This is a genomic window from Klebsiella sp. KPN54798, from assembly GCF_021184225.1.
Taxonomy (GTDB): Bacteria; Pseudomonadota; Gammaproteobacteria; order Enterobacterales; family Enterobacteriaceae; genus Klebsiella; species Klebsiella pneumoniae.
Map to the genome: position 1 here is coordinate 2,946,613 of NZ_CP089234.1, position 15,633 is coordinate 2,962,245.

Here is a 15,633-nt window from a genome sequence, read left to right on the forward strand (position 1 = left end):
TGCCGCGCAGCCACGCAGCCGGAGAGAGGATTAACCGCTAACCACCGCTTTTCTCAGGTCGAATACCCGACAGGCTTTCCCTTCCGAGCGCGGAATGCTGCCGCAGTTGACGATAGTAATATCGGTGGAGATCCCGACCATCGACTTAATACGGTGACGCAACTGATGGCAAATCTGGCAGCGTTGTTCATGACTCAGCGCCAGCCCGCTCTCTTTCAGCTCAACGCGCACCGCCAGCGAATCCAGATGACCTCGGCGATTGACCTCTAACTGATAGTGCGGCGCCAGGTGTTCAAACTTGAGGATCTCCTCTTCCAGCTGCGAGGGGAAGACGTTAACCCCGCGGATAATCAGCATATCGTCGCTGCGTCCGCTGATGCGATCCATGCGGCGCATGGTCCGCGCGGTTCCCGGCAGCAGGCGCGTCAGATCGCGGGTACGATAGCGGATCACCGGCAGCGCTTCTTTGGTCAAGGTGGTAAACAGCAGCTCACCATGCTCGCCATCTTCCAGCGGCGTACCGTCGTCCGGGTTGACGATTTCCGGGAAGAAGTGGTCTTCCCAGATAGTCGGGCCGTCAACGGTTTCCAGACACTCCATCGCTACGCCCGGTCCCATGACTTCCGACAAACCGTAAATATCCAGGGCGGTGATCCCCAGCCGGCGCTCGATTTCCGCGCGCATCGCCAGCGTCCACGGCTCAGCGCCAAAGACGCCGACCCGCAATGAACAGCCGCGGGCATCGCCGCCCATCTGGCGCTCCAGCTCTTCAATCAGATTCAGACAGTAGGACGGCGTCACCATGATCATATCCGGCTGGAAATCGCGGATCAGCTGCGCCTGTTTTTCGGTCTGTCCGCCGGACATCGGGATCACCGTCGCGCCCAAACGTTCCGCGCCGTAGTGCGCGCCAAGGCCGCCGGTAAACAGGCCGTAGCCGTAGGCGACGTGAATTTTATCTTTTGCTGAACCACCGGCCGCGCGCAGCGAACGGGCGACAATATTGGCCCAGTTATCAATATCGTTTTGCGTATATCCCACCACCGTCGGTTTGCCGGTGGTGCCGGAAGAGGCGTGAATGCGCACCACCTGCTCCATCGGCACCGCGAAGGTATCGAAGGGATAGTTGTCGCGCAGATCCTGTTTGGTGGTGCAGGGGAATTTTTGCAGATCGTTTAATTCCCGAAAGTCGTCAGGGTGCACGCCAGCGGCGTCGAATTTGCGGCGATACATCGGCACATTTTCGTACGCATGCTTCAGCGTCCATTTCAGGCGCTGGGTTTGCAGGGCCTGCAGTTCGTCACGCGATGCGGTTTCAATCGGATCTAATTTTGTAGTAGTTATCATTGTAGGGTACTCGCAGGTAAATTAGCTCACACTCGCTCGAGGATCATGGCAATGCCCTGACCCACGCCAATACACATCGTACACAGCGCATAGCGCCCGCCCCGGCGTTGCAGCTCAAGGCTGGCGCTCAGCGCTAACCGCGCGCCGCTCATGCCCAGCGGATGGCCTAACGCGATGGCGCCGCCGTTGGGATTCACGTGCGCCGCATCGTCCGGCACGCCGAGCTGTCTGAGCACCCCCAGCGCCTGGGCGGCGAAGGCCTCATTCAGCTCAATCAGATCCATATCGTTAATATTGAGTCCCGCCCGCTCCAGCACTTTACGCACCGCCGGTACCGGCCCCAGTCCCATCAGGCGCGGTTCGACACCCGCCGTCGCCATCGCCACGATACGCGCCCGCGGCGTGAGCCCCTGGATAGCGGCCTGCTGTTCGCTGGCGATGATCAGCGCCGCGGCGCCATCGTTGACGCCTGAAGCATTGCCCGCAGTAATGACGCCGCCCTGGCGGAACGGCGCTTTCAGTTTCGCCAGCTGCTCAAGCGTGGTTTCCGGGCGCGGATGCTCGTCCTCGCGCACGTCGCTAACCGCCCCTTTCCGGCCGACAATCTGCACCGGCACAATCTCCTGCGCCAGAATGCCGTCGCGCTGGGCCTGCGCCGCGCGCTGCTGGCTGCGCCAGGCGAAAGCGTCCTGATCGGCCCGGCTGATAATTAACAATTCAGCTACATTCTCGGCCGTTTCCGGCATGCTGTCAGTTCCGAAGTGTTGCGCCATGAGCGGGTTCACAAAACGCCAGCCAATCGTGGTATCAAAGAGTTCCGCCTGACGCTGGTACGGCGCGCTGGCTTTTCCCATCACGAAAGGCGCACGCGACATCGATTCCACGCCGCCGGCAATCAGCAGATCGGCATCGCCGGCTTTGATCGCCCTGGCGGCAAAGCCGATGGCATCCAGACCCGATCCGCACAGGCGGTTAATCGTGGTGCCCGGCACGGTATGCGGGTAACCGGCCAACAGCGTCGCCATGTGCGCCACGTTGCGGTTATCTTCCCCGGCCTGATTCGCACAGCCGAAAATCACATCATCAATTGCTGCCGGGTCGAGCCCGGGATTACGACTCAGGAGCTCACGCAGCGGGATCGCCGCCAGGTCGTCGGCGCGCACACTGGCCAGCGCGCCGCCGTAGCGGCCAATCGGCGTACGGATCCCGTCACAAATAAAGGCGTCGCGCATTACACGTCTCCCGTGATTGTGCCGCCGATGCGGTGTGATTTGCCGCGGAACAGGGCCACAATCTTTTGCTGTTGATTAACAATTTCGATGTCGTAGACGCCGGTCAGCTTGCCCTGCTGTTTGACTCTGGCGGTGGCGACCAGCCGGTCGCCGGCAAACGCCGGACGAAGAAAATCAATACTTGCCGCCGAGGCCACCGCCGCCAGCCCCTGGCTGTTACAGGCGTAGGCGAAAGCGGTATCGGCAAGCGTAAATAGCTGACCGCCGTGACAGGTTTGATGGCCGTTAAGCATGTCCGCCGAGACGGTCATACTCATCTGCGCAAAACCGTCGTCCATTTCGATAAGTTCGATCCCCATCTTTCTGGCGCAGGTATCTTTTTCGTACATCACGCGCGCGTTGCGCCACGGATCATTGCTCATGGTGCTTCTCCATCAGCGCCTTCTGGCGCAGCAGGGAACTGGGGCGATAGCGCTCCTCGCCATAATGGTGTTGCAGGTTCTCCAGCAGTTGCAGCACCCGCCGCCAGCCAAGGCGTTCTCCCCATGCCAGCGGGCCATGCGGATAGTTGACGCCAAGGCGCATCGCGGTATCGACATCCTGCGGGCTGGCGACGCCTTTTTGCACCGCATCCAGCGCTTCGTTAATCAGCATCGCCACCGTGCGCCACACCAGCAGGCCGGGATAATCGGCAATACGCAGCACTTTCTTGCCCTGCTGCTGGAAGTAATGCACGGCCTTATCAGTGGCCGCAGGCGCGTTGGTCGCCGCTGCGGCCAGCACCACCGTATCGCTGGCGCACAGGTCATACACCACCACCGGGCGGTGATGCTTAATACTCAGCGCCAGGGCGGTCTCGCCTTCAGTCTCCAGCAGCAAGACATCGTCTAATTCAGTGACGTTGTCACTTCTGACGGTAACGGATTCAGCACCCATCATTACCGGCGGCAGCGCCGCGTCCGGCAGTATCTCAGCGGGCCAGCGATAGACGCCGTGGCCGCTCTTTTTACCTAGCCGCCCGGCCAGCGCCAGCTCTTGCTGGAGGAGCGATGGCAGGTAGCGGCGGTCCTGCCAGAAGGCGTTAAACACCGAACAGGTCACGGCGAAGTTGACGTCCTGGCCAATCAGGTCCGTCAGCGCCAGCGGTCCCATAGGAAAACCGCCGCCGTCACGCAAAGCGGCATCGATAACCTCCGGGGCGGCGACCTGCTCTTCCAGCGCGCGCCAGGCCTCAGCGTAGAACGGACGCGCTACGCGGTTAACGATAAAACCGGGCGTTGAGCGGCAGCGTACCGGCTGTTTCCCCCAGCCGCTTACGCACTGGCACAGCTGCTCCACCACTTCTGTGGAGGTCGCAAGACCACTCACCACCTCGACCAGCTTCATCACCGGCGCCGGATTAAAAAAGTGCAGTCCGGCCACCCGCTCCGGGTTTTTGACCCCGGCGGCGATAGCGGTAATCGAAATAGACGAGGTATTACTGGTCAACAGCGTTGACGGCGCGCAGATCGCCGCCAGCTGCGTGAACAGCGCCGTTTTGACCTCCAACCGTTCAGAGGCCGCTTCGATCACTAAATCCGCATCGGCAAGTGCGGCTAAATCGTGGGCCGGATGCAGGCGCGCCAGCAGCGCATCGGCCTGCTCTGACGCCAGTTTGCCCCGCGCAACGCGTGACGCCAGGCGCCCGGCGATACCCTCTATCGCCAGGTCTACAGCCTTAGGGTTAATATCAAAAATACGCACCGGATGCCCGGCGGCGGCAGCCACTTCGGCGATGCCGGCCCCCATGGTGCCGCTGCCGATCACCGCCACGTTGACTAAGGATGTCGTCATCATCTATTTCCCGCTGAACTGTGGTGGCCGTTTGGCCAGAAACGCGCTGACCCCTTCGCGGTAATCATCGCTGCGCCCGGCCAGACGCTGATAATCGCGCTCCAGGTCCAGCTGCGCATCGAGACTGTTGGTTTCAGAAGCCAGCAGCGCCTTTTTAATCAGCCCAAGACCAAACGTCGGTTGCGCCGCCAGATGGCGCGCCAGTTGCAGACTGGTATCCGCCAGTTCTGAATCGTCCACCAGTTGCCAGATAATCCCCCACTGCGCGGCCTGTTCCGCGCTGAGGCTGTCGCCCAGCAGCGCCAGCCCCATCGCGCGCGCACGGCCGGCCACCCGCGGCAGGAACCAGCTGCCGCCGCAGTCCGGCACCAGGCCGAGCTTGCTGAACGCCATCACAAATTTGGCCGAACGCGCGGCCAGCACGATATCGCAGCCCAGCGCCAGGGTAGCGCCCGCGCCGGCGGCCACGCCGTTAACCGCGCAGATGACCGGTTTCGGCAGCGCCGCCAGACGGCGCACTAACGGGTTGTAAAAGCGTTCTACCGACATGCCAAGATCCGGCGGCGGGCCGCTGGGGTCGACATTGCGGTCGTTCAAATCCTGGCCAGCGCAAAAACCGCGGCCGGCGCCGGTGATCAGCAGGCAGCGCACGCCATCATCGCGCTCGGCCTGCTTCAGACATTCCGCCAGCTGGTGATGCATCAGATCGTTAAAACTGTTGAGGCGGTCCGGGCGATTGAGGGTAATGGTCATGACGCCCTGCTCCACTGCGCTGAGAATGATAGCTTCCACGATTAGCGTCCTTTAAATTCCGGGGTACGTTTTTGTAAGAAGGCGTCGATGCCTTCGCGGCGGTCCTCGGTGGCGCTCAGCAGGCTAAACAGCTGGCGCTCCTGTTGCAGACCGGCCTGCAGGCTGACTTCCTGCGACAGGCGCAGCGACTGTTTTGCCGCCCGTAGCGCCAGCGGCGAATGGCGGGCAATGGTGGTTGCCAGTTTCAGGGCATACTCATCGGTTAACGCCGCCGGATGGATATCACTGACCAGCCCGGCCTGCTGCGCCTGGCGGGCGTCAATACTCTCGCCGCTCAGCACCATCCGGCTGGCCAGCGCCTTGCCAACGCTGCGGATCAGCCGCTGGGTGCCGCCCGCGCCCGGCATAATGCCGAGGGTAATTTCCGGCAGGCCAAAGCGGGCGTTGTCCCCGGCGACAATCAGGTCGCACAGCAGAGCCAGCTCGCAGCCGGCGCCGAGCGCGTAGCCGTTGACCGAGGCGATGAGCGGCTTAGTAAAAGCATCGATTCGCGCCCATAACCGTGGGCGAATATCATCCAGGGTGGCAGGCAGATCTTTTTCCGCCATTTCATTGAGGTCAGCCCCGGCGGCGAAAAAACGCGCGTTACCGCGAATAACGCAGACGCCGACGCTGTCATCAACTGCCGCGGCCTCCAGCGCCTCGGCAATCTGGGTTAATAAGGCATTGTTCAGCGCGTTGCGGGCTTGCGGGCGGTTCAGCGTCAACTGAAGCACCCGGCCATGACGGTGGATCAGCAGGTCACTCATGCCATCCCCCGCGCGTCAAAGTCGACCACCACGTCGCCGCTTGTCGGCAGCGACTGGCAGCTCAGCACGTAGCCTGCCGCCAGCTCATCCGCTTCCAGGCTGTAATTGGCGGCCATCGCCACTTCGCCGCGCAGCACTTTACATTTACAGGTGGCGCATACCCCGCCCTTACAGGCGAACGGCAGATCGGCGCCCTGACGCAATGCGGCATCCAGGATGCTGTCGTCTTCGGCGCTGAGGGCGATAAGCCGATCGCGCCCGTCCTGGCGGATGGTCACCGTGCGCCCTTCCGCCTGCACGCCGGCAGCGCGCTTCACATTGCCGCCTGGGGTATTAAAGCGTTCGAGATGAATCGATTTCTCCGCTACGCCAAGTTCACGTAACGTCGCTTCCGCCTCGTCCATCATCGCCGCCGGACCGCAGATAAAGGCCTCGTCGAAACGGCTGAAATCCAGCAGATGGTCAGCGAGCTGGCGCAGTTTGTCGCCGTCAATGCGCCCCTGTAGCAGATCGCTGTCCATCGACTCCTGGCTAAACAGGTGGATCACCTGCAGGCGCTGCGGATAGCGGTCTTTTAAATCGGCCAGCGCCTGGCGGAACATCATGCTATGGCTGCTGCGGTTGCCGTAGATCAGCGTAAAGCGGCTTTGCGGCTCGGTCGCCAGCGTCGCGCTAATGATCGCCATCATCGGCGTGATCCCGGAGCCGGCGGCAATCGCCAGATATTCTCCCTGCCGTTCGGCCTGCGGTTGATAACCGAAATGCCCCTGCGGCACCATCACCTCCAGCTCCATACCCTGCTGGATATCGTGCTGGGCGTAGCGCGAGAAGCGTCCGCCGTCGATGGCTTTGACCGCGACGCTAATTTCGCCTGGCGTGCGGCTGTGACAAATGGAGTAACAGCGGCGCAGTTCTTCGCCGCCCAGACGGGCTTTTAGCGTCAGATGCTGGCCCGGGCGAAAACAGTATTCCGCCTGCAGGGCTTGCGGGATCGCAAAAGTGATGGTCACCGCATCGCGGGTTTCCGGCTCGACTCTCGCCACCTTAAGCGAATGGAACGTCGTCATGGCAACCTCAAATACATTTAAAGTAATCAAAAGGTTCCCGGCAGCTGTCGCAGCGATAGAGCGCTTTGCAGGCCGTGGAACCGAATTCGCTTATCAGCGAGGTATGGGCGCTGCCGCAGCGCGGACAGCTCACCTCAACGGGCATGTCCGCATGGCAGGCGTGCCCCTGGGGCGGGCTGATGCCGTACTGGCGCAGGCGCTCGCGGGCATCCTGACTCATCCAGTCGGTGGTCCACGGCGGATCCAGCTGCAGGACGATATGTACCGGCTGAAAGCCATGCTCGCTCATGACCGTGCGGATCTCCCCCAGCAGATGCTCCGTCGCCGGACAGCCCGAATAGGTCGGGGTAAAGCCAATCACCCAGCCGTCGCCATGGCGCGCGACGCTGCGCACCATACCAAGGTCGGTGATGGTGAGTACTGGCACTTCCGGATCCGGGATCGCGCTTAATAATCCCCAGATGGTGCGAACCTCTGCAGGAGCGATATCGGCAAGACGTTGCATAGTCACCTCACTTACCACTGCAGTCCGGGATGCGAACGCTGCAGATACTGCATCTCCGCCAGCAGCGGGCCGAGATGTTCACTGTGCAGCCCCTGTTTGCCGCCGCTGCGGAAGGCCGCTTCCTGCGGGATCTGTAAGCCGGAGTCGAGAAGCGCCGTGTGTACCGCGCTTTGCCATTCGGCCTGCAGTTCACGCGGATCAACCGCAATGCCCTGCTCAACCAGGCTGAGCTCCACTTCATCAGCCAGGAACAGTTCGCCGGTGAAGCGCCACAGATTGTCGACCGCCTGCTGCATTTTGCGATTTGATAATTCGGTGCCGTTACCCAGACGCTCCAGCCAGCCGCGGCTAAAGCGCTGGTGGTAACGCACCTCTTTCAGCCCTTTAGCGGCAATGGCCGCCAGCTGCGCGTCGCGGCTGTTCACCAGCCGGCTGAACAGGGCGACATGCCAGACGTCGATAAAGAACTGGCGGGCGATAGTGTCGGCAAAATTGCCGTTTGGCTGCTCCACCAGCAGCAGGTTGCTGAACCGGCGCTCATCGCGGCCAAAAGCCAGCGTATCTTCGTCGCCGCAACCGTTAAGCTCGGCGGCATAGCTTAAAAAATTGCGCGCCTGGCCGAGCAGGTCGAGGCCGATATTGGCCAGCGCAAGATCGATCTCGAGCTCGGGAGCATGTCCGCACCAGGCGCCTAAACGCTGGGCCAGAACCAGACCATTGTCGCCAAGCCGCAGGGCGTAGGTGGCTACGGGGTTAGGGTTATTCATCGCCGCCTCACATATGTTCCATGCCGTCCGGCACGGTATAGAAAGTCGGATGACGGTAGACTTTGCTTTCCGCCGGGTCGAAGAATTCGCCGCGATCTTCCGGCTGCGAAGCAACGATTTCGCTGGCCTTCACCACCCAAATTGAGCAGCCTTCGCTGCGGCGGGTGTAGGCATCACGGGCATTCTCCAGCGCCATTTGATCATCGGCAGCGTGCAGACTGCCGACGTGACGATGGGATAACCCCTGTTTGCTGCGAACGAACACTTCATATAACGGCCAATAAACTTTGCTCATGTTGTCTCTCCTCATGCCGCGCTGCGGGCCTGCTGTTTTTGCGCATGGGCCAGCGCGGCTTCGCGCACCCATTCGCCCTCTTCCCAGGCCTTACGCTTGGCGGCCAACCGCTCGTGATTGCAAATGCCACGGCCGCTAATCACCTCGTTAAATTCCTGCCAGTCGATTTCGCCGAAGCGGTAGTGGCCGCTGGCTTCATCAAACTGCAAATCCGGGTCCGGGACGGTCATACCGAGGATCTCTACCTGCGGCACGGTATTGTCGACGAAGCGCTGACGTAGCTCGTCGTTGGAGTGCAGTTTGATTTTCCACGCCATGCTGCGGGCGCTGTTCGGCGAGTTGTCATCGTTAGGGCCAAACATCATCAGCGCCGGCCACCAGAAGCGGTTAATGGCGTCCTGCAGCATCTGCCGCTGCGCCTCATTGCCCTGCGCCAGCGCCATGCAGGCTTCAAAACCCTGACGCTGGTGAAAGCTCTCTTCTTTGCAGATTTTGACCATCGCCCGGGCATAGGGGCCGTAGGAGGTCCGGCACAGCGCCACCTGGTTGACGATGGCCGCGCCATCGACCAGCCAGCCGATCACGCCGATATCCGCCCAGCTGAGGGTCGGGTAGTTAAAAATGGAGGAGTATTTCATCTGCCCGTCGAGCATCTTCTGATACAGGTCTTCCCGGGCGCAGCCAAGGGTTTCCGCGGCGCTATAGAGATACAGCCCGTGTCCAGCCTCATCCTGTACCTTAGCCAACAGGATCGCTTTGCGGCGCAGCGTCGGCGCGCGGGTGATCCAGTTGCCTTCCGGCAGCATGCCGACGATCTCCGAGTGCGCGTGCTGGCCTATCTGCCGAATCAAGGTCTTACGGTAGGCATCCGGCATCCAGTCCTGCGGTTCGATGGCCGTTTCCTGCGCGATGCGCTGGTCAAAGCGTTGTTCTTCTGTCACGTCATCACCTTTATGATTCCGATATTCACAACAAAAACATTTATGTGAATCACTTTGTTTATTGAAGGTTACATATTGGTTAAATAAAACCACAAATTTTGTTTGCTCTTTTTGTGATAATCTCCGCAAAATCTTTTGTAAACCACAATAAATACAGTAATTTAAGCATAAGGCGTAACCCCATCGCGATCACAATGTTAATAATTTATTAAATACGGGCTTGCATTTTATGATTCATAAAAGAACTATTTATAGATATCACACGTAACACATTTGGAGATTTGCGATGCAGCAGTTAGCCAGCTACTTATCCGGCGCCTGGCAGACCGGCCGGGGCCGCGCCCGTACTATCCATCACGCCATCACCGGCGCGGCGCTTTGGGAGGTGACCAGTGAAGGCCTGGATATGGCGCAGGCGCGCCGCTTCGCGATTGAGCGCGGTGGTAAAGCCCTGCAGGCGATGACCTTTATTGAACGCAGCGCGATGCTGAAAGCGGTGGCGAAACACCTGCTGGAGCAGAAAGACCAGTTCTACGCCATCTCCGCGCAAACCGGCGCCACTCGCGCCGACAGTTGGGTGGATATTGAAGGCGGTATCGGTACCCTTTTCACCTATGCCGGGCTCGGTAGTCGAGAATTACCGGACGATATCCTGTGGCCGGAAGACGAGCTCATCCCGCTCTCCAAACAGGGCGGTTTTGCCGCGCGTCATGTGCTAACCTCGAAATCAGGCGTCGCCGTCCATATCAACGCCTTCAACTTCCCCTGCTGGGGAATGCTGGAAAAACTGGCGCCCACGTGGCTTGCCGGTATGCCGGCGATCATTAAACCGGCCACCGCTACCGCCCAGCTCACCCAGGCAATGGTGAAAGCGATTGTCGACAGCGGCCTGGTGCCGGAGGGCGCCATCAGCCTGATTTGCGGCGGCGCGGGCGATCTGCTCGACCACCTCGATAGCCAGGACGTGGTGACCTTTACCGGGTCAGCCGCCACCGGCCAGCAGCTACGGGCGCACCCTAACCTGGTAGCCAAATCCATTCCCTTTACCATGGAAGCAGATTCACTCAACTGCTGCGTGTTAGGCGAAGACGTCACTCCGGAGCAACCGGAATTCGCGCTGTTTATTCGGGAAGTGGTCCGCGAGATGACAGCGAAAGCCGGGCAAAAATGTACCGCTATCCGCAGAATCATTGTGCCACTGGCTCAGATTAATGCGGTTAGCGATGCACTGATCTCCCGCCTGCATAAAGTAACCATCGGTGACCCTGCGCAGGAGGGCGTTAAGATGGGGGCCCTGGTTAATAGCGAACAGCGTCAGGACGTACAGGAGAGCGTCAATAAGCTGATAGCCGCTGGCTGCGAAGTACTGCTCGGTGGAGAGGCGGATCTCAGCGCGGCCGGCGCATTTTTCCCGCCGACCCTGTTGTACTGCTCACAGCCGGATGAAACGCCGGTGGTTCACGCCATTGAAGCTTTTGGTCCGGTGGCGACGCTGATGCCGTATCGCGACCGCCAGCATGCGCTGACGCTGGCGCGCGCCGGCGGCGGCAGTCTGGCGGGGACGCTGGTCACCGCCAGCGGCGAGCTGGCGCGCGAGTTTATCCTCGGCGCCGCCCGCGCCCATGGCCGTATTCAGATACTGAACGAGGCGTCCTCGGTCGAGTCAACCGGCCACGGTTCGCCGCTGCCGCAGCTGGTGCACGGCGGTCCCGGCCGCGCTGGCGGCGGAGAAGAGCTTGGCGGGCTGCGTTCGGTGAAACACTATATGCAGCGTACCGCGGTCCAGGGCAGCCCAACGATGCTGGCGACCATCGGCCAGCAGTGGGTGCGCGGCGCCCAGGTGAGCGAAGACCGCATTCACCCGTTCCGCAAATATTTCGAAGAGATTCAGCCTGGCGACAGCTTATTAACCCCGCGCCGAACCCTGACCGAAGCGGATATCGTTAACTTCGCCTGCCTGAGCGGCGATCATTTCTACGCGCACATGGACAAAATCGCCGCCGCCGAGTCGATTTTTGGCGAGCGGGTGGTCCACGGCTATTTCCTGATCTCCGCCGCGGCCGGGCTGTTCGTCGATGCCGGCGTCGGGCCGGTTATCGCCAACTATGGGATGGAAAACCTGCGCTTTATTGAGCCGGTCAAACCGGGCGACACCATTCAGGTTCGCCTGACCTGTAAGCGGAAAACGGTCAAACGTCAGCGCAGCGCCGATGAGAAAGCCACCGGCGTGGTGGAATGGGCGGTGGAGATTTTCAATCAGCACCAGCAGGCGGTGGCGCTGTATTCCATTCTGACCCTGGTGGCGCGTCAACAGGGAGATTTCCCGGCGTGATAGCGAAAAATAGATCGCTGGCGCTCTGTTGGCCGACCCTTTAGCCATTGATACAGCAATCGGTTTGCAACGGTTTCGCCCCGGGAAGTCCTTTATGTTATCTGTGGCTTCAGCGCACATTGCGCTCCCGGTTAATCGTCTGCGTTATGCCTGGCATAGCGCAGGGAGCGCACAGGGGCGGCCAGTCGCCGCCGCCCCTGTACCCCGGGCTCGGGCCAGCAAGAATGGTGAATAAATTAACGGCAGGCCGCACGGACCGTAGGCCGGGTAAGGCGTCAGCCGCCACCCGGCAAAAAAATCAGCGCACATTCTCAATGCCTCTGCGGAGGCATTTTTTACGCCCGTCTGGCAAAACTGACAAACAAGCTGGCAAAAGCAAACAAACGCCCCGGCACCGCTGGCTGGTAGCTTAAGGATGACAAAGCCGACATTCGCAGCGGCAAGAGACAACACAACAATAAGATGAGGTCACAATGGCAAATGGCTTGAAATTTTCTCCTCGTAAAACCGCGCTGGCGCTGGCCGTGGCGGTGGTTTGCGCCTGGCAATCACCGGTCTTCGCTCACGGTAGCGAAGCCCACATGGTACCGCTGGATAAAACGCTGCAGGAATTCGGCGCCGATGTGCAGTGGGATGACTACGCGCAAATGTTCACCCTGATAAAAGACGGCGCTTACGTCAAAGTAAAGCCCGGCGCCAAAACGGCGATCGTCAACGGTAAATCCCTTGACCTACCGGTGCCTGTGGTAATGAAGGAAGGTAAAGCCTGGGTTTCCGATACCTTTATCAACGATGTCTTCCAGTCCGGTCTCGATCAGACCTTCCAGGTGGAAAAGCGCCCGCACCCGTTAAACTCGCTCTCGGCGGCGGAAATCAGTGAAGCGGTGACCATTGTCAAAGCCGCGCCGGAGTTTCAGCCGAATACCCGCTTTACTGAGATTTCCTTACACGAGCCGGACAAGGCGGCGGTATGGGCCTTTGCCCTGCAGGGAACGCCGGTCGATGCTCCCCGCACTGCCGATGTGGTGATGCTCGATGGCAAACACGTCATTGAAGCCGTGGTCGATCTGCAAAACAAAAAAATCCTCTCCTGGACGCCGATCAAAGGCGCCCACGGGATGGTGCTGCTCGATGATTTTGTCAGCGTGCAGAACATCATCAATGCCAGCAGCGAATTCGCTGAGGTGCTGAAAAAGCACGGTATTACCGATCCTGGCAAAGTGGTCACCACCCCGCTCACCGTTGGCTTTTTTGATGGCAAAGATGGCCTGCAGCAGGATGCGCGTCTGCTGAAGGTGGTCAGTTATCTGGATACCGGCGACGGCAACTACTGGGCGCACCCGATTGAAAACCTGGTGGCGGTGGTCGACCTTGAAGCGAAGAAAATCATCAAAATCGAAGAAGGTCCGGTGATCCCGGTCCCAATGGAGCCCCGTCCTTATGATGGTCGCGACCGCAACGCCCCGGCGGTGAAACCGCTGGAGATAACCGAACCGGAAGGCAAAAACTACACCATTACCGGCGATACCATTCACTGGCAGAACTGGGATTTCCACCTGCGTCTTAACTCGCGCGTCGGACCAATTCTGTCAACGGTGACCTACAACGATAACGGCACAAAACGCCAGGTGATGTATGAAGGTTCCCTCGGCGGGATGATCGTCCCCTACGGCGACCCGGACGTCGGCTGGTATTTCAAAGCCTACCTCGACTCCGGCGATTACGGCATGGGCACCCTGACGTCGCCAATTGTTCGCGGTAAAGATGCGCCGTCAAATGCGGTACTGCTGGACGAAACTATCGCCGATTACACCGGCAAACCAACCACTATTCCAGGCGCGGTGGCCATATTCGAACGCTATGCCGGGCCTGAGTATAAGCACCTGGAAATGGGCAAACCCAACGTCAGCACCGAACGCCGGGAGCTGGTGGTGCGCTGGATCAGCACCGTCGGCAACTACGACTATATCTTTGACTGGGTGTTCCATGACAACGGCACCATCGGTATCGACGCTGGCGCCACCGGCATTGAAGCGGTGAAAGGCGTGCTGGCGAAGACCATGCATGACCCCAGCGCCAAAGAGGATACCCGCTACGGAACGCTGATCGACCATAATATTGTCGGCACCACTCACCAGCACATCTATAACTTCCGCCTCGACCTCGATGTGGACGGCGAGAACAACACCCTGGTGGCGATGGACCCGGAAGTGAAGCCCAACACCGCCGGCGGCCCGCGCACCAGTACTATGCAGGTGAATCAGTACACGATTGACAGCGAGCAAAAAGCGGCGCAGAAATTCGACCCGGGCACTATCCGCCTGCTGAGCAACACCAGCAAAGAGAACCGCATGGGCAACCCGGTCTCATACCAGATTATCCCTTACGCCGGCGGCACGCACCCGGCGGCGACCGGTGCCAAATTCGCCCCGGACGAGTGGATATATCATCGCCTGAGCTTTATGGATAAACAGCTGTGGGTGACGCGCTACCACCCGACAGAGCGATATCCGGAAGGGAAATACCCGAACCGTTCCGCCCACGATACCGGCCTGGGCCAGTACGCGAAGGATGATGAGTCGCTGACTAACCACGATGACGTCGTGTGGATCACCACCGGCACCACCCACGTGGCGCGCGCCGAAGAGTGGCCGATCATGCCGACCGAGTGGGCGCACGCGCTGCTCAAGCCGTGGAACTTCTTTGACGAAACCCCTACTCTGGGCGAAAAGAAAAAGTAATCTTAACCGGCGGTGAAATCCAGCAGGATCTTACCGCCTCTTCCCGGCTGGCCGGCGGCGGCAATCGCCGCCCGCCAGTCGTTCAACGCTATACGCTGGGCCGGCGGCTGGGAGGTCGTCGGCAGGCGCTGCCAGATTTCGTCGAACGCTGCCCGCCACGCCGCCACGCTGAGTGTCGGCAGCGCCTCCCGCAGATGAAACTTGCGCACCGTCGCGCTACCGCGCGTCTGGGTCAGCGGCCGCCCGGATAACAGCCCATAGGAGATCAGGGTCGACGACCCGGGCAGCACCGACAGCAGCGTATTCGCCAGTTCGCCGCCCACCGCGTCAAACACCAGATCGCTGTGCTGGCTGACCTTCTCCATCAGCGCCCGGTCGGTATCGAGGATCGGATAGATCCCGGCCTGTTCCAGGCGCGCCCGGTGCTGCGGCGAGCGAATAATCCCGCTCACCGAGCGGGCGCCCATCGCCAGCGCCCACTGCCCCAGCAGACTGGCGCAGGAGGACGATGCCGCGGTCAGCACGAGGTGTTTTCCGGCAACCGGCCAGCGCTTGAGCATCAGCATCGCCGTCAGCGGATTGATATACCCGCGGGCGGCCAGCAGATCGTCAACTGCCGGCGGCACCGGCACCAGCCAGGTCTCATCCAGATCGATAAACCGCTGCCAGGTGCCGCCCCCGCGCAGGGGCAGCACCCGCTGGCCCGCGGCCAGCCGGCTGCCGTATGGCGCGGCGACCACCTCGCCAAGGCCTTCATAGCCGGCGACGGCCGGCAGTCGGGTGCGGTGGCGATAGGCGCCGGTCACGGGGATCAGATCCGAAGGATTCACCGGGGCAAAGCGCATCCTGACCCGCACCCGTCCGCCCGCCAGCGGCGCCAGCGGCAGGCGTTTCAGGGTCAGCACGGCGGCCGGCGGCCCGTAGCGGTCATAAACAATGGCGTCGTTGAACATCGACTGGCTCCAGACAACGAAAGTCGGGATCATAGCAGATCCCGCTTCCAGTGGCTCG

The 15,633-nt window shown here is 60.6% G+C and carries 14 protein-coding genes; 2 read left to right on the forward strand and 12 right to left on the reverse strand.

Annotated elements, in window-relative coordinates; all coding sequences use genetic code 11:
• Positions 1-30: 30 nt before the first annotated feature.
• Genes paaK through paaA form a run of 11 tightly spaced genes read right to left on the reverse strand, consistent with a single transcriptional unit; the run spans position 31 to position 9,549 of the window.
• A complete protein-coding gene (paaK, locus tag LPQ25_RS14285; RefSeq protein WP_004148224.1) occupies positions 31-1,347 on the reverse strand; it encodes a phenylacetate--CoA ligase PaaK in 1,317 nt (438 codons plus the stop codon).
• A 26-nt stretch (positions 1,348-1,373) separates the two neighbouring features.
• Entirely contained in the window at positions 1,374-2,579 is a 1,206-nt protein-coding gene (pcaF, locus tag LPQ25_RS14290; RefSeq protein ID WP_048336754.1) for a 3-oxoadipyl-CoA thiolase, read from the reverse strand.
• Positions 2,579-3,001 (reverse strand): hydroxyphenylacetyl-CoA thioesterase PaaI, encoded by a 423-nt coding sequence (gene paaI / locus LPQ25_RS14295; RefSeq protein WP_002902876.1) that lies wholly within the window; start codon positions 2,999-3,001, stop codon positions 2,579-2,581. The genes pcaF and paaI overlap by 1 nt, the downstream gene beginning before the upstream one ends.
• Complete coding sequence (paaH, locus tag LPQ25_RS14300) at positions 2,991-4,415, reverse strand: 3-hydroxyacyl-CoA dehydrogenase PaaH (RefSeq protein ID WP_014907684.1); 1,425 nt, start codon at positions 4,413-4,415, stop codon at positions 2,991-2,993. Before paaH ends, paaI begins: the two co-directional genes overlap by 11 nt.
• Positions 4,416-5,204, reverse strand: coding sequence for a 2-(1,2-epoxy-1,2-dihydrophenyl)acetyl-CoA isomerase PaaG (gene paaG / locus LPQ25_RS14305; protein ID WP_114507465.1), 789 nt, complete (start codon positions 5,202-5,204; stop codon positions 4,416-4,418). It lies immediately after the preceding gene.
• 2 nt (positions 5,205-5,206) lie between these two features.
• Entirely contained in the window at positions 5,207-5,974 is a 768-nt protein-coding gene (paaF, locus tag LPQ25_RS14310) for a 2,3-dehydroadipyl-CoA hydratase PaaF (protein ID WP_014907685.1), read from the reverse strand.
• Positions 5,971-7,041, reverse strand: a complete 1,071-nt coding sequence (gene paaE, locus LPQ25_RS14315; RefSeq protein ID WP_014907686.1) for a 1,2-phenylacetyl-CoA epoxidase subunit PaaE — start codon at positions 7,039-7,041, stop codon at positions 5,971-5,973. Before paaE ends, paaF begins: the two co-directional genes overlap by 4 nt.
• A gap of 7 nt (positions 7,042-7,048) precedes the next feature.
• The gene (gene paaD, locus LPQ25_RS14320; RefSeq protein WP_004183846.1) at positions 7,049-7,546 is read right to left on the reverse strand and encodes a 1,2-phenylacetyl-CoA epoxidase subunit PaaD; all 498 of its coding nucleotides are present in this window, start codon (positions 7,544-7,546) and stop codon (positions 7,049-7,051) included.
• 11 nt (positions 7,547-7,557) lie between these two features.
• Entirely contained in the window at positions 7,558-8,313 is a 756-nt protein-coding gene (paaC, locus tag LPQ25_RS14325) for a 1,2-phenylacetyl-CoA epoxidase subunit PaaC (protein ID WP_002902769.1), read from the reverse strand.
• A 7-nt stretch (positions 8,314-8,320) separates the two neighbouring features.
• Positions 8,321-8,608, reverse strand: a complete 288-nt coding sequence (paaB, locus tag LPQ25_RS14330; RefSeq protein ID WP_002902768.1) for a 1,2-phenylacetyl-CoA epoxidase subunit PaaB — start codon at positions 8,606-8,608, stop codon at positions 8,321-8,323.
• An 11-nt stretch (positions 8,609-8,619) separates the two neighbouring features.
• Positions 8,620-9,549 (reverse strand): 1,2-phenylacetyl-CoA epoxidase subunit PaaA, encoded by a 930-nt coding sequence (gene paaA, locus LPQ25_RS14335; protein WP_002902764.1) that lies wholly within the window; start codon positions 9,547-9,549, stop codon positions 8,620-8,622.
• 286 nt (positions 9,550-9,835) lie between these two features.
• Between paaA and paaZ the strand changes: the two genes are divergently transcribed.
• Both paaZ and tynA read left to right on the forward strand, forming a co-directional pair.
• Positions 9,836-11,881: a phenylacetic acid degradation bifunctional protein PaaZ gene (gene paaZ, locus LPQ25_RS14340; protein WP_014907688.1), complete on the forward strand. Its 2,046-nt coding sequence runs from the start codon at positions 9,836-9,838 to the stop codon at positions 11,879-11,881.
• Positions 11,882-12,354: 473 nt separating this feature from the next.
• Entirely contained in the window at positions 12,355-14,622 is a 2,268-nt protein-coding gene (gene tynA / locus LPQ25_RS14345; protein ID WP_004190410.1) for a primary-amine oxidase, read from the forward strand.
• A gap of 2 nt (positions 14,623-14,624) precedes the next feature.
• Here the strand turns inward: tynA and LPQ25_RS14350 are convergent, their stop codons facing one another.
• Positions 14,625-15,608 carry a zinc-dependent alcohol dehydrogenase family protein gene (locus LPQ25_RS14350; RefSeq protein ID WP_004173216.1) on the reverse strand — a complete coding sequence of 328 codons (984 nt, stop codon included), beginning with the start codon at positions 15,606-15,608 and terminating at the stop codon, positions 14,625-14,627.
• Positions 15,609-15,633: the final 25 nt, after the last annotated feature.